The sequence below is a fragment of the Campylobacter sp. IFREMER_LSEM_CL2101 genome (assembly GCF_025771825.1).
In the GTDB taxonomy this organism is placed as follows: domain Bacteria; phylum Campylobacterota; class Campylobacteria; order Campylobacterales; family Campylobacteraceae; genus Campylobacter_D; species Campylobacter_D lari_C.
Map to the genome: position 1 here is coordinate 13,013 of NZ_JAKMQZ010000007.1, position 13,188 is coordinate 26,200.

Sequence of the window (13,188 nt, forward strand, 5' to 3'; positions counted from 1 at the left end):
TTTCTCTTAAAAGTATTTTCTTAATACATCAGGAATTCTTATATTTCCATCTTTTTCTTGATAATTTTCCATAATAGCTACTAAGGTTCTACCAACAGCTAATGAAGAGCCATTAAGTGTATGTACTAATTCGTTTTTGCCTTTATCATTTTTAAAGCGAATTTTTGCACGTCTTGCTTGAAAATCTTTACAATTAGATACAGAGCTAATTTCACGGTATTTATTTTGCGATGGAAGCCAAACTTCTAAATCCACTGTTTTTGCAGCTGAAAAACCTAAATCCCCAGTACAAAGCATCAAATGTCTATGTGCTAGACCTAAAGAACTTAGTAAGTCACTAGCACAATTTAGCATTTCTTCAAACATTAGCTCGCTTTGATCAGGCTTGCATATGCTAACAAGCTCTACTTTTTCAAATTGATGTTGTCTTATAATACCTCTTGTGTCTCTACCTGCACTTCCTGCTTCTTGTCTAAAACAAGCACTATAGCAAGTCATTTTTAAAGGTAATTCTTCTTGAGTTAAAATTTCATTAGAATAAAGATTAGTTACAGGAATTTCAGAAGTTGAGATGAGGTATAAGTCATCATTTTCTACCTTATACATATCATCTTTAAATTTAGGAAGTTGTCCGGTGCCATACATGGTCGCACTATTTACTAAAAATGGCACATTAACTAACTCAAAACCTCTGCTTCTATTAAAATCTATCATATAATTTACCAAAGCTCTACTTAGTAAAGCCCCTTCGTTTTTAAGCACACAAAAGCGACTTTGTGAGATTTTAACTCCTCTTGTAAAATCAAGCCAATTTAATTTTTCTCCTAAATCATGATGTTCTTTGATTTCAAAATCAAAACTAGGTGGAGTTAAAACTTTTTTTAATTCCACATTTTCATCCTCATCTTCTCCAAAAGGCACGCATTCATCAGGGGTGTTTGGTATTGCTAGAGCAATTTGTTCTAGTTTTTCTTCTAATTCATTAACGATTTTTGATTGAGTATTAATTTTTTCTTTATTTTGACTTAGTTGTGCTTTTAAACTTTCTTTATCTTGCGCTGTTGCAAGTTCTTTGCTAAATTTGTTTTGAAAAGCTTGAAATTCTTCTAAAAGTGCTTTTTCTTTTTTTAAATTTATAAATAAATCACTCAGTTCTTTAAGTAAATTTTCATCCACTTTTTTAGCTTTTAGTTTTTGTGCAATTTTATCAAAATTATTTTGCAAAAGTTTTAAATCTAACATTCTAACTCCTTTTATAGTCCTATTTTAGCATAAATTTTTTCCATTGTTTCTTGGGCTTGTTTTTTTGCTTTGTTTGCTCCAAATTCTAAAATCTCTTCGATTTTAGAAGGATTAGCTAATAATTTTTCATATTCTTCCTTAGCCAAGGCAAAATACTCACTAACGATTTCATTTAAATACATTTTAAAATGCCCATAGCCTTCGCCACCTTTTTCATAACGGCTTTTTAAAGCTTCTTGTTCTGTTTTGTTTAAAAACAATTTTGCGATTTTAAATATATTGCAATTTTGCCAATCTTTTGGATCTTCTAAAGCTGTACTATCTGTGACAATGGAAGAAATTTGTTTTTTAATAGCTTTTGGTGTATTGAAAATATCAATTGTATTTTGATAGGACTTACTCATTTTAGCTCCATCAGTACCAGGTACTACAGCAACTTCATCATTAACTTTAGCTTGAGGTAGAGTAAAAATTTCGCCCCATTCATTATTTACTTTTAAGGCTATATCTCTTGCTATTTCAACGTGTTGAATTTGATCTTTACCCACAGGAACTACTTGAGCATTAAAAAGTAAAATATCTGCAGCCATTAAAACAGGGTAAGAAAAAAGTCCATGGTTGGCATTTAAACCTTTGGCAATTTTATCTTTATAGCTATGCGCTCTTTCTAAAAGCCCCATTGGGGTAAATTGAGAAAGAATCCAATAAAGCTCCATTACTTCTTTTACATCACTTTGTAGCCAAAATACGCTTTTTTGTGGATCGATCCCTAAACTCAAAAAAGCTGCTGCAGCTTTGAGTGAATTTTGTCTGAGTTTTTCTCCATCAAAACTTGAAGTCATAGCATGATAATTTGCTATAAACATATACATTTGATTTTCTTCTTGCATATTTAGCATTTGCCTTATAGAGCCAAAATAATTTCCTATATGTAAATCCCCACTTGGCTGTAATCCCGTAATAACTCTCATTTTACCTCTTTTTTAATTTCTTTAATAATCTCATTAACGTTTTTATTTTCAATATCTATAATAATATTTGCCTTTTTTTCGTATTTTTTTGCTCTTTGATCAAAAAGAATTTTGGCATTATTTGTATTTGCAAATAAAGGTCTAGTGGTTAATTCTTCTTTGCTTAGTCTTTGTAAAAGATAATCAAAACTTGCTTTTAAATAAACAATAATACCAATATTTTTTAATTTTTTTTGCTCTATAAAACCACCGCCACTTGCAATGGAGCAATTTTGCAAACAATGTAAAAATAAAGCTATTTTTTGCTCTTCTTTACGAAATTTTTTCTCTCCATATGTTTTAAAAATTTCACTAATTTCAAGATTATATTTTTCTTTGATCAAACTATCTGTATCTAAAAAGATTTTATCATATTTTTTAGCATAAGCTCTTGCTATGGTTGTTTTACCACAGCCCATAAAACCCACAAAAAGGAGATTATCCTTCTTGTTCATCTTTGCTACCTTTTTTTCTTGAAGCTAAAATCAAAGGAACACCTTCAAAATTAAATTGTTTTCTAATTTGATTTTGCAAATAGCGCTTATAGCTAAAATGTAAAGCTTTTGGTCTATTCATAATTAGAGCTATTTTTGGAGGTGCTAAGTCATATTGAACTGCATAATAAATTTTTACTAATTTACCATAATCATGTGGTAGTGGATGAGCTCTTGTGGCTTCTTCCACTAAAGCATTTAATTTTGCAGTTGGAATTTTTTGCGTGAAATTGGCAAAAACTTCTAAGATTTTATCTAAAAGCACATGTACTCTTTTTCCGCTTAAAGCTGATACACTTACAACGGGTGCATAAGCTAGAAATTTAAAACGATCTAGTTTTAATTCTTTTAAAGTTTTATCAAAATCAAGTTCGCTTTTATCCCATTTATTAAGCACGATAATCACACCTAAACAATGTTTAGCAGCAAGTCCTGCAATACGCTCATCAAGTTCATTAAAACCCTCAGCTGCATCAAGTACTAAAAGTGCAATTTGAGCATTAGCTAGGGCATATTCAGTTCTATTTAGCGCATAACGTTCCAAGCCTTGTATTTTCCCGCGTTTTCTAATCCCTGCAGTATCTACAAACTCAATGATTTTATCTTTATGCATAATGCTTTCATTAACAGGATCAATCGTAGTACCTGCTATATCGCTTACCACGCTACGTTCTTCTTTTACTAAAGCATTTAAAAGACTTGATTTTCCCACATTTACCCTGCCGATAATTCCTACTTTAATATGGTTTTCATTGATGGTTTTTAGTTTAAAATCTCCGCTATTTTCATCAAAATTTTCTAAATAACTTTCAAAGTCTTCTTCTTCATCTGCATTTAAATAACTTTCATTTAAAAACTTACCAGCCCACATGCAAAGCTCATCAATGCCTATATTATGTGTAACCGAGATGTTAAAAACTTCTTTTACTCCAAAATTAGAAAATTCCCAAGATCTTTCCTCATCTTTTTTGTTATCGACTTTATTGATTACTAAAGCTATGGGTTTGTTGAGTTTTTTCATTTCGTAAAAAAATGCTTTATCTTCATCATCAGGTAAAAATTTTCCATCCACCATATAAAAGATAATATCACTACTTTTAGCAGCTTTTAATGAATTTGCCTTGACATTTTTAAAAAGCTCATTGCTCTCATCAAGTCCGCCACTATCTATTAATAGGGCTTTTTTGCCATCAATTTCTACCTCTATTTTGTTAGTATCTCTTGTAGTTCCGCTTATGTCGCTAGTTATGGCAATGCGTTTTCTTGCAAGTCTATTAAAAAGACTTGATTTGCCAACATTTGGTTTTCCTATTAAAATAATACTTTGCATTAATACTCATTTTTTAAATTTTTATTTGTGATTATATAAAAATTGCCTTAAAATTAAGCAAAAAAGACTAAAATAACGGGAATTTTTATATGGAATTTATATGTTAAGAATAGTTAAAAAGAATTTAGGTATATATTTTATGATTATTGCTTCTATAGAATTTGCACTTGTAGGTGCTTGTGCAAAAATTCTTAGTGAAGAATTATCATCGATCGAAATTATGTTTTTTAGAAATATCATAGGCACAGCTTTTATGCTTTATGCGCTTTCAAAATTAAATTTTCATAAAAGTGGTGGGCATTTAGGTTTGCTGATTTTTAGAGGTGTTATAGGGACAATCGCTTTATATCTTTTCTTTTATAATGTTTCTAATATTTCATTAGGTGGTGCTTTTGCTTTTCAAAAAACAGCACCTATTTTTATAGCTTTGATCGCTTTTTTGTTTTTTAAAGAAAGTTTAGGATTAAAAGCTTGTTTTGGGATTTTGATTGCTTTTATAGGAGTGTTATTAATTTGTCAGCCTTTTGCAGATAGCACTACGCATTCAGGTTTTGATTTAAAAAATAGTATTTTGGGAATTTTAAGTGGTTTTTGTGCAGCTTTAGCGCTAACTAGTGTAAGAGAACTTAGAAAATCATACCCAGCGCCTTTTATAGCTTTATCTTTTGTTTTAATCGGCACTTTGATGCCTTTAATGTCTATGATTATAGGTTCTTTTTATGAAATAAAAGAGCTTGATTTTTTAATTGCTCCTTTTGTTATGCCTAGTCTTAAAGCTTGGATTTTTATTGTTTTGATGGGAATTTTTGGAGCAATGTATCAAATTCATGTTACTAAAGCTTATGGAGTAGCAAAAAAGGCAGGGGTTGTTGCAGGAGTTAGTTATATAGATGTAGTTTTTACTTTGTTTTTAGGTATATTATTAGGAGATGAATTTCCTAGTTTTATGGTTTTTATAGGAATTTTTAGCATTATTTTAGGAGGAATTATTTTGGTTAGTAAGCAAACAAAAGGAAAGAAAAATGGAAAATAAAACAGATTTAATTTATGGTTTAGAAGATAAACCACCTTTTGCTAAAGCATTTTTTGCTGCATTAGTGCATTTGATGGCTATGTTTGTGGCTGTGATTACACCTGCTTTATTAATTTGCAAAGGTCTTGGAATAGATGATACTAATACAGCAAGAATTATTTGTATGTCGCTTTTTGCTTCAGGTGTTGCTTCGCTTTTGCAGATTAAAACTTGGGGTCCTATAGGGAGTGGGCTTTTATCTATTCAAGGGACCAGTTTTAACTTTGTTGCGCCTATTATACTAGGTGGGCTTGTGTTAAAAAATAATGGTTTATCGCAAGAAGCAATGCTTGGAGCTATTTTTGGTACTTTAATGCTTTGTTCTACTACCGAAATGATTATTTCTCAAATTTTACCTTTTGTAAGAAGAGTGATTTCGCCTTTGGTTTCTGGTATAGTAGTGATGATTATAGGTCTTAGTTTGATTAATGTTGGCCTTGTGAGTGCAGGAGGTGGATTTGCGGCTAAAGCAAGTGGTGAATTTGGTTCTTTGCAAAATTTATTATTAGCCGGAGTTGTAATTTTAAGTATTATTATTTTAAATCGTTTTAATAATGCCTATATAAGAATTTCTTCTTTATTTATAGCTATGATAATAGGGCTTTTGGTAGCTATGACTTTTGAAAATTTTAGCTTTAATTTTAATGAAAATTTGCCTTTAGTGTTTTTACCTGATCCTTTACATTATGGTTTGAGTATTGATTATAATCTCATTTTACCTTTGATTTTGGTTTTTATGGTAACTTCTTTAGAAACAATTGGTGATATTAGTGCTACTAGTGAAGTTTCAAATCAGCCAGTTAAAGGCGAACTTTATGCAAAAAGATTAAAAGGTGGAGTTTTGGCAAATGGTTTTAATTCTTTTGTTTCGGCCTTTTTTAATACTTTTCCAAACTCATGTTTTGGGCAAAACAATGGTGTCATAGCCCTAACAGGTGTTGCAAGTCGCTATGTTGGATTTATTGTAGCTTTTATGTTGATGATTTTAGGTTTATTTCCTATTGTGGCTGATATTACTTTGCAAATTCCAGAGCCTATTTTAGGTGGAGCAACTTTAGTAATGTTTGGCACTATAGCTGCAACAGGAGTTAGGATTATTTCTAAAGAAAATTTAAACCGTCGTTCTATTATCATTATAGCTATGAGTTTGGGTATAGGGCTTGGAGTTTCTAATAATCCTGATATTTTAGAATTTATGCCAATGTGGTTTAAAACTTTATTTTCTTCAGGGATTGCAGCAGGTGGGATTACAGCTATTATTTTAAATTTTGTTTTCCCTCTTGAAGAAAATAATAAAAATAAAGTAAAATAATAAAAAACAAGGAAAAATGATGAAAAAAATGATACTAATAGCAGGGCCTTGTGTGATAGAAAATGAAGAACTTGTTTTTAAAGTTGCACAAGAGCTTGAATGCTTTTTAAAAGATGATAGAATTGATTTTTATTTTAAATCAAGCTTTGATAAAGCAAATAGAACTAGTATTAATAGTTTTAGAGGGCCAGGCATTGAAAAAGGCTTGGAAATTTTGCAAAAAGTTAAAGATAAATTTGGTATGCAAATTCTTACTGATATTCATGAGAGTTCTCAAGCAAGTATTGCGGCTGAAGTTGTAGATGTTTTACAAATTCCTGCCTTTTTATGCAGGCAAACTGATTTATTAGTAGCTGCTGCTAAAACAAAGGCTAAGGTAAATGTAAAAAAAGGGCAATTTTTAAATCCCGAAGATATTAAATACAGCGTAGCTAAAATTTTACAAACTAGAGGCATTAACGAAGAAGGTTTTGAAATAGCCAAAGAAAATGGTGTTTTTGTAGCTGAGAGAGGTTCGAGTTTTGGCTATGGAAATTTGGTTGTAGATATGAGAAGTTTGGTTATCATGAGAAAATATGCTCCGGTTGTTTTTGATGCTACTCATAGTGTGCAAATGCCAGGAGCAAATGGTGGAAGTAGTGGAGGCAAAAGTGAATTTGTAGAACCTTTAGCAAGAGCTGCTGCTAGTGTGGGTGTGGATGGATTTTTCTTTGAAACGCACATTGATCCTTGTAAGGCTTTATGCGATGGACCAAATATGCTTGATCTTTCAAGACTTAAAAACTGCGTAAATACGCTTTTAAAAATTCAAGAAATCATTTAAAAAGGAAAAATATGAATATAATAGAAGGAAATTTAAGTTTAAAAGGTGATGAGAAAATTGCAATTATCAATGCAAGATTTAATCACATTATCACAGATCGTTTAGTTGAAGGTGCTAAAGATGCTTTTTTAAGACATGGGGGCAAGGAAGAAAACTTAAGTCTTATTTTAGTTCCAGGTGCTTTTGAAATTCCTTTTGCATTAAAACAAGCTTGTGAGAGTAAAAAATTTGATGGAATTTGTTGTGTTGGAGCAGTAATTCGTGGAAGTACGCCACATTTTGATTATGTGGCAGCTGAAACTACTAAAGGTATAGCAAGTGTAGGGCTTGGAGCTAATATGCCTGTAAGCTTTGGAGTTTTAACAACTGATACTTTAGAACAAGCTATAGAAAGAGCAGGTAGCAAAGCAGGTAATAAAGGTTTTGAAGCTATGCTTACTGTAGTTGAAATGCTTAATTTAATCCAAAAAATTAAGGCTTAAAATGGCTACTAGACACCAAGTAAGACAAAGTATAGTTTCTTTGCTTTATGCAGCACAGTTAAATCAAGAAAATAAAGATTTTATTAATGAGTTTTTAGATGAGAAAAAAATTCGCAATGATCAAAGAAAATTCACTCTAGATTTATATAATGGCATTAATGAGCAACTTACTTTGCTTGATGAGAAAATTAATGAGTGTTTGAAAGAGCATAAGTTAGATGGAGTGGCTAGTATAGAAAAGGCCATTTTGCGTTTGGGTGCTTATGAGATTTTATTTACTTCTACGCAAAAAGCGATTATCATCAATGAGGCTATAGAGCTTGCTAAAGAAATGGCAGGGGATAATGCTCCTAAATTTATCAATGGAGTACTAGATAAAATCAACAAGGAAGCGCAATGAAACTTTGTGTGGCTTTTGATGTGGCAAGCTATGATGAATGTATAAATTTAGCCAAAGAATTAAAAGGCTTAGACCTTTGGGTTAAAATAGGGCTTAGATCGTATTTAAGAGATGGGGTAAAGCTTTTAGAGGCGATTAAAAAGGTAGATGATTTTAAAATCTTTTTAGATTTAAAACTTTATGATATACCAAATACTATGGCAGATGCTTGTGAAGAGCTTGCTAAGCTTGATGTGGATATGTTTAATATCCATGCAAGTGCAGGTAAAAGTGCTATGTGTATGATTATGGAGCGTTTAAATGCTTTAAGTAAAAGACCTTTGGTGCTTGCTGTATCTGCTTTAACTAGTTTTGACGAGCAAGAATTTTTTAGTATATATAAACAAGATATTAAACAAGCTGTTAAAGATTTTTCTAAAATTAGCTATGAAAGTGGTCTTGATGGTATGGTTTGCTCGGTATATGAAAGTTTGTTGATAAAAGAAAACACTAATTCAAATTTTATCACATTAACCCCTGGAATTCGTCCATTTAAAGAAAATTCAGACGATCAAAAAAGAGTAGCTGATATACAGTGTGCTAAGGATAATTTGTCAGATTTTATTGTGGTTGGAAGACCTATTTATAAAGCAAAAGAACCTAGAAAGGTTTGCGAGGATATATTAGAGCATTTAAAATAAGCCTTAAGGCTTATTTTAAATATACTTTCATTTTTTTATTTTCCAAAATAATTCCATCATCGTCGCTAATAATTTGAAAATCTCCGTTGAAATTTCTTAAGAAATTATCTTCAAATTTCATAGATTCTTGATCGCAAAGCATTTTTGTTGAAGCAAGATTATCTTCTATTTTAATGCTATTCCCTTGATCTTTATAGTTTCCAAAAAATCTATTGCAACCTGAAACACCAAAAACTCTTTTATCTTTATTATCAAAACTAATACTTGCTTTAGAATTTTGAGGAAGTTCATAACTTTTTCCATTAGCTTCATAAGAACTTATGCTAAATTCTTTATTTTGTAAATCATCAACACTTAAATTTGCCACAGAACACCCACTAAAAATAGCTAAGCTTGCTATACTTAATGTAATTATTTTTTTCATTTTGATTCTCCTTATACATGAAAATGTTTTAATTCATCTTCTAAATTTTGACAAACTACATTTAACTCATGAGCAACATCAAGTAAAATTTTTGAAATTTCTTCGTTTTTATCACTTAATTTTACTGTTTCTTGCATTTTATCAAGCAAAGATTGTAAAGTTTCTTGTGTGCTTGAGATTTTTTGCATACAAGCATTTGCTAAATCTCTTGCATTTTCATTGCAAACTTTTACTTCATTAGTTCCTTCTACAAGATCTTTTGCATCTTGATTTAAAGAATTAATTTCTTTAGCATTGTGTTTTAACTCTTTGGAAACTTCATTAATACTATCTACTAATTGCTTGGTGACAATAGCAATATTTTTTAAAAATTCCTCTGAGTTTTGAGCAAGATTTCTTACATCTTCAGCAATAACTGAAAAGCCACGACCAAATTCTCCAGCACGTGCTGCTTCAATACCTGCATTTAATGATAAAAGATTAGTTTTATCGGCAATTTCTCCCATCATATCAGAAGCTTTTTTAATCTCTTCTGCTTGTTTTTCCATAACTTCAACTTTTTGAGATAACACATCTTCATTGTCTGCAACAACTCTTACTTTATCTGCTACCTGATTTAGTGAATCAAGCATAGTATTTAAAACTTCAAAAGATTTTGTATTTGCCTTGTTTGCATTATTTGAAAGTTCAGCAAGATCTTGTAACTCTGTATGAATTTGCTCACTTAAACGATAAGATTCATCAGTTTTTGTATGACCTTCTTTAGTCCTATTTGCTAGATCAAGTGCATTAGCATTTAAAAGTTTAGATTGTTTATCTACCATTTGAGAATTTTCATTAGTAGAAATTACTGCATTTTGAATTTTTTCAATAAATTGATTAATATAAGTACAAGCTTTGCCTATCTCATCAGTGCTTTTTATGTTAATTCTTGCGCGTAAATCTCCATCGCCACTAGCTAGCTCTTTGGCATGTTTTAAAAGATCTAAAACAGGATTACCTACAACTATTTTTAAAATATAAAGCACAGCAAAAACAGTAAAAAGTAAAGCTATGCTAAAAATAACAATATAAGTTCTAGCTGAGCTTGCTAAATCATCATCTACATGTTTTAAGTCATTATACATATCCATAACCCCTAAAACATCACCTTCTTTAGCATTTGCATGGCAAGCAAGACAACCCTCGTTAGCAATTAATGGACGTATAAGCCTTAGATAATGTCCTTGATCATTGTTAATCTCAACTGCTTTAATTTCTGGCTTGTTAAATTGCTCATTGATAATACTTTCGTTACTTTTTGTGTATTTTTGCATTTCAAAAAGCTCAACGGTGCTTTTGGAAGGATAAATTTTAATATCTTTTATACCTTCTATCTCACCTGCTTCTTTTATAGCTTGTTCTATAATAGCAGGATCACCCAAATTCATCGCCATTCTTAGTGTTTGAAAAACAGAAGTGCTTAAGGTATCTAAATTTGCACGACTGATTCTATCGGTCGTTTGCTGAGAGTCTTTTTGTAAAATAATTTGCATAATAATAAAACTAATTAGCAATGTAGAAATCATTGCTAAAGATATCTTTGCACCTATGCTTTTAAACATTTAAGCTCCTTGTGTTAATGTAAAAAGTGTCTTACGCCACTAAAATATAGTGCAATACCATATTCATTAGCAGCTTGGATGATATCCTCATCTCTTATGCTTCCACCTGGTTCAATAATAGCTTTTACACCTATTTTGCTAGCCTCATCTATGCTATCTCTAAATGGAAAGAAAGCCTCGCTTGCTAAAACACAACCATTTAAATCAAGTCCCATTTCCTTAGCTTTATTAATAGCTGCTTTAGCTGCATCAATACGACTTGTCATACCCATGCCAATAGCCACCATAGCGCCATTTTTTACATAAACTACGTTATTTGATTTGGTAAATGCAGCAATTTTCATAGCTATTTCAAGATCTTTTAATTCTTGTTCATTAGCTTTTCTTTCGCTTTTTAATACCGCATTTTTTAATTCATCTTCTTTAACTTCATCGCTATCTTGATATACAAAACCACCATCTATATGTTTAAAATCATATTTATCATAGGCTCTAGTTAAAAATGGCGCTTTTTGTGTAAAGATTTTAATACGTTTTTTATCTTTAAATACTTCCAAAGCATCATCATCTACATTTGCTGCAATGATTACTTCTATATAAATTTCATTGATTTTTTGCGCTAATTCTTTATCTAAAGTTCCATTAATAGCTACAACTCCTCCATAAGCACTTAAGGTATCGCATTTAAGCGCATGGATATAGCTTTGGAGTAAGTTTTCTTTTATGGCAAATCCACAAGCATTTGCATGTTTTACAATGGCTACTGCTGGAGCTTTATCAAAAGCACTTGCTAAATTTAAAGCTGCGTTAATATCGGTTAGATTATTAAAACTTGCTTCACCTTTTAAGGTTGTAAAATTGTGCGTGAAAAAGTCATCAAATTCATATAAGGCACCTTTTTGGTGAGGGTTTTCTCCATATCTTGTATCAAATACTTTTTGACCTACAATAAATTTACTTGCCCCAAAACCACCATTAAAACGCTCGTTCATATAGTTTGCTATATAAGCATCATAATTTGCTGTATGCTCATAAGCTTTGATCATCAATGTTCTTCTAAAATCAAGATCTAAAGTATTATCTTTTAAAGCTTGTATGATTTTACCATAGTCTAAAATATCGCAAACCACAATGACATTTTTAAAGTTTTTTGCACCACTGCGTATCATAGCAGGACCGCCGATATCGATATTTTCTACAATCTCATCAAAATCTTGGGTTAAAATTGTAGTTTTTTTGAAAGGATATAAATTTACACAAAGTAAGTCTATGCTTTCTATATTATGTTCTTTAGCTTGCTTTTGGTGATTTTCATCTTCTCTTTTGTATAAAATTCCGCCATGAATTTTTGGGTGCAAGGTTTTTACACGTCCTTCAAACATTTCAGGACTTTGAGTAAAATCACTAACTTCTTGTACTTGCAAGTTATTTTCTTTTAAAAGCTTATAAGTGCCTCCAGTAGATAAAAGCTCAAAACCTAATTTTGCAAGCTCACTAGCAAATTCTACTACTCCTTCTTTATCACTGACGCTAATTAGTGCTTTCATTGATTTTTCCTTTCTATGTATTGTTTTAAAAATTCATAAGATTCATTAACTTCTTGAAATTTTTTTACACCTTCTTTTATTTTTGCTTCATCGCTGTTGTTCGCGTTTAAAATATCAGGATGATATTTTTTAGCAAGTTCTCTATAGCGTTTTTTAAGCTCTTGTAAATTTACATTTTCGCTTACACCTAAAATCTCACATGCTTTTTGCAAATTCATGCCTACTTTTTGAGTTTGCATAGAATTTAGAAGTCTTTCAAGTATATTTAGATCAAGATTAAAGGCTTTGACAATGGCTTTTAATACATCTTTTTTAGTGCTGTTAAGTTCTCCATCAATCAAGGCCATTGCAACCAAAACATTTAATATATTAATTCTTTCTTGTTGAGGTAAAGGTACTTCTTTGATGAGTTCTTTGGCTACTTCATAGGTATCATTTAAGGTATTTTTATGTTCATTAAAACTTTGTTTTAAAAATTCTCTTTCTCTTGAATCTTTAGCGTTATAATCAAGAATTTGTGAGATCATATTAGCTTCATTTTCGCTAACCCTGCCATCACTTTTTGCTATTTTTGCTAAAAGTGCTATTGTATAGTAGTTTAATCTTCTTTTAAAGCCATCAATTCTTTCTTCATGATAACCTTGCTTAAAACCTTGAGAGAAACTTTTAGCCCCTTTTTTAAAAGAGCCTAAAAGATTATCTTTGCCCCATGTTTTATAATACCAATAAAATGCCAAAATTGCCAATACAAGTAAAACAAAAAGCATT

At 30.9% G+C, this 13,188-nt stretch carries 14 protein-coding genes; 6 read left to right on the forward strand and 8 right to left on the reverse strand.

The window, feature by feature from the left end:
- Positions 1–6: 6 nt before the first annotated feature.
- From serS to der, 4 genes are read right to left on the reverse strand one after another with little or no spacing between them, the layout of a single operon-like run.
- Complete coding sequence (gene serS / locus L8V88_RS05425; RefSeq protein ID WP_263727173.1) at positions 7–1,242, reverse strand: serine--tRNA ligase; 1,236 nt, start codon at positions 1,240–1,242, stop codon at positions 7–9.
- A gap of 11 nt (positions 1,243–1,253) precedes the next feature.
- Positions 1,254–2,213, reverse strand: coding sequence for a tryptophan--tRNA ligase (gene trpS, locus L8V88_RS05430; protein ID WP_263723968.1), 960 nt, complete (start codon positions 2,211–2,213; stop codon positions 1,254–1,256).
- A complete protein-coding gene (locus L8V88_RS05435; protein WP_263723969.1) occupies positions 2,210–2,707 on the reverse strand; it encodes a shikimate kinase in 498 nt (165 codons plus the stop codon). Before L8V88_RS05435 ends, trpS begins: the two co-directional genes overlap by 4 nt.
- The gene (der, locus tag L8V88_RS05440) at positions 2,691–4,076 is read right to left on the reverse strand and encodes a ribosome biogenesis GTPase Der (RefSeq protein ID WP_263727174.1); all 1,386 of its coding nucleotides are present in this window, start codon (positions 4,074–4,076) and stop codon (positions 2,691–2,693) included. Before der ends, L8V88_RS05435 begins: the two co-directional genes overlap by 17 nt.
- 100 nt (positions 4,077–4,176) lie before the next feature.
- On the opposite strand from der, the gene L8V88_RS05445 reads away from it, so the two are divergent.
- Genes L8V88_RS05445 through pyrF form a run of 6 tightly spaced genes read left to right on the forward strand, consistent with a single transcriptional unit; the run spans position 4,177 to position 8,845 of the window.
- On the forward strand, positions 4,177–5,109 hold the full coding sequence (locus tag L8V88_RS05445; RefSeq protein ID WP_263727175.1) for a DMT family transporter: 933 nt from the start codon (positions 4,177–4,179) through the stop codon (positions 5,107–5,109).
- The gene (locus L8V88_RS05450) at positions 5,099–6,460 is read left to right on the forward strand and encodes a uracil-xanthine permease family protein (protein WP_263727176.1); all 1,362 of its coding nucleotides are present in this window, start codon (positions 5,099–5,101) and stop codon (positions 6,458–6,460) included. The genes L8V88_RS05445 and L8V88_RS05450 overlap by 11 nt, the downstream gene beginning before the upstream one ends.
- A gap of 19 nt (positions 6,461–6,479) precedes the next feature.
- The gene (gene kdsA, locus L8V88_RS05455) at positions 6,480–7,283 is read left to right on the forward strand and encodes a 3-deoxy-8-phosphooctulonate synthase (RefSeq protein ID WP_240386734.1); all 804 of its coding nucleotides are present in this window, start codon (positions 6,480–6,482) and stop codon (positions 7,281–7,283) included.
- A gap of 11 nt (positions 7,284–7,294) precedes the next feature.
- A complete protein-coding gene (ribE, locus tag L8V88_RS05460; protein ID WP_257938136.1) occupies positions 7,295–7,765 on the forward strand; it encodes a 6,7-dimethyl-8-ribityllumazine synthase in 471 nt (156 codons plus the stop codon).
- 1 nt (position 7,766) lies between these two features.
- Positions 7,767–8,165, forward strand: a complete 399-nt coding sequence (gene nusB, locus L8V88_RS05465) for a transcription antitermination factor NusB (protein WP_257397005.1) — start codon at positions 7,767–7,769, stop codon at positions 8,163–8,165.
- The gene (gene pyrF / locus L8V88_RS05470) at positions 8,162–8,845 is read left to right on the forward strand and encodes an orotidine-5'-phosphate decarboxylase (protein ID WP_263727177.1); all 684 of its coding nucleotides are present in this window, start codon (positions 8,162–8,164) and stop codon (positions 8,843–8,845) included. The genes nusB and pyrF overlap by 4 nt, the downstream gene beginning before the upstream one ends.
- 10 nt (positions 8,846–8,855) lie before the next feature.
- Here pyrF and L8V88_RS05475 read toward each other — a convergent pair whose 3' ends face one another.
- The 4 genes from L8V88_RS05475 to L8V88_RS05490 are packed head-to-tail and all read right to left on the reverse strand — an operon-like array spanning position 8,856 to position 13,187.
- Positions 8,856–9,269, reverse strand: coding sequence for an META domain-containing protein (locus tag L8V88_RS05475; protein WP_263727178.1), 414 nt, complete (start codon positions 9,267–9,269; stop codon positions 8,856–8,858).
- An 11-nt stretch (positions 9,270–9,280) separates the two neighbouring features.
- Positions 9,281–10,873: a methyl-accepting chemotaxis protein gene (locus L8V88_RS05480; protein WP_263727179.1), complete on the reverse strand. Its 1,593-nt coding sequence runs from the start codon at positions 10,871–10,873 to the stop codon at positions 9,281–9,283.
- Positions 10,874–10,887: 14 nt separating this feature from the next.
- On the reverse strand, positions 10,888–12,420 hold the full coding sequence (gene purH, locus L8V88_RS05485; RefSeq protein WP_263727180.1) for a bifunctional phosphoribosylaminoimidazolecarboxamide formyltransferase/IMP cyclohydrolase: 1,533 nt from the start codon (positions 12,418–12,420) through the stop codon (positions 10,888–10,890).
- Entirely contained in the window at positions 12,417–13,187 is a 771-nt protein-coding gene (locus L8V88_RS05490; RefSeq protein WP_263727181.1) for a DnaJ domain-containing protein, read from the reverse strand. Before L8V88_RS05490 ends, purH begins: the two co-directional genes overlap by 4 nt.
- Between the last annotated feature and the right edge of the window lies 1 nt (position 13,188).

Coding starts and splice junctions, on each gene's coding strand:
- pyrF (WP_263727177.1), top strand. CDS start 8,162: ATGAAACTTTGTGTGGCTTTTGATGTGGCAAGCTATGATGAATGTATA.
- nusB (WP_257397005.1), top strand. CDS start 7,767: ATGGCTACTAGACACCAAGTAAGACAAAGTATAGTTTCTTTGCTTTAT.
- L8V88_RS05445 (WP_263727175.1), top strand. CDS start 4,177: ATGTTAAGAATAGTTAAAAAGAATTTAGGTATATATTTTATGATTATT.
- L8V88_RS05490 (WP_263727181.1), bottom strand. CDS start 13,187: ATGCTTTTTGTTTTACTTGTATTGGCAATTTTGGCATTTTATTGGTAT.
- serS (WP_263727173.1), bottom strand. CDS start 1,242: ATGTTAGATTTAAAACTTTTGCAAAATAATTTTGATAAAATTGCACAA.
- L8V88_RS05475 (WP_263727178.1), bottom strand. CDS start 9,269: ATGAAAAAAATAATTACATTAAGTATAGCAAGCTTAGCTATTTTTAGT.
- kdsA (WP_240386734.1), top strand. CDS start 6,480: ATGAAAAAAATGATACTAATAGCAGGGCCTTGTGTGATAGAAAATGAA.
- purH (WP_263727180.1), bottom strand. CDS start 12,420: ATGAAAGCACTAATTAGCGTCAGTGATAAAGAAGGAGTAGTAGAATTT.
- L8V88_RS05435 (WP_263723969.1), bottom strand. CDS start 2,707: ATGAACAAGAAGGATAATCTCCTTTTTGTGGGTTTTATGGGCTGTGGT.
- ribE (WP_257938136.1), top strand. CDS start 7,295: ATGAATATAATAGAAGGAAATTTAAGTTTAAAAGGTGATGAGAAAATT.
- der (WP_263727174.1), bottom strand. CDS start 4,076: ATGCAAAGTATTATTTTAATAGGAAAACCAAATGTTGGCAAATCAAGT.
- L8V88_RS05480 (WP_263727179.1), bottom strand. CDS start 10,873: ATGTTTAAAAGCATAGGTGCAAAGATATCTTTAGCAATGATTTCTACA.
- L8V88_RS05450 (WP_263727176.1), top strand. CDS start 5,099: ATGGAAAATAAAACAGATTTAATTTATGGTTTAGAAGATAAACCACCT.
- trpS (WP_263723968.1), bottom strand. CDS start 2,213: ATGAGAGTTATTACGGGATTACAGCCAAGTGGGGATTTACATATAGGA.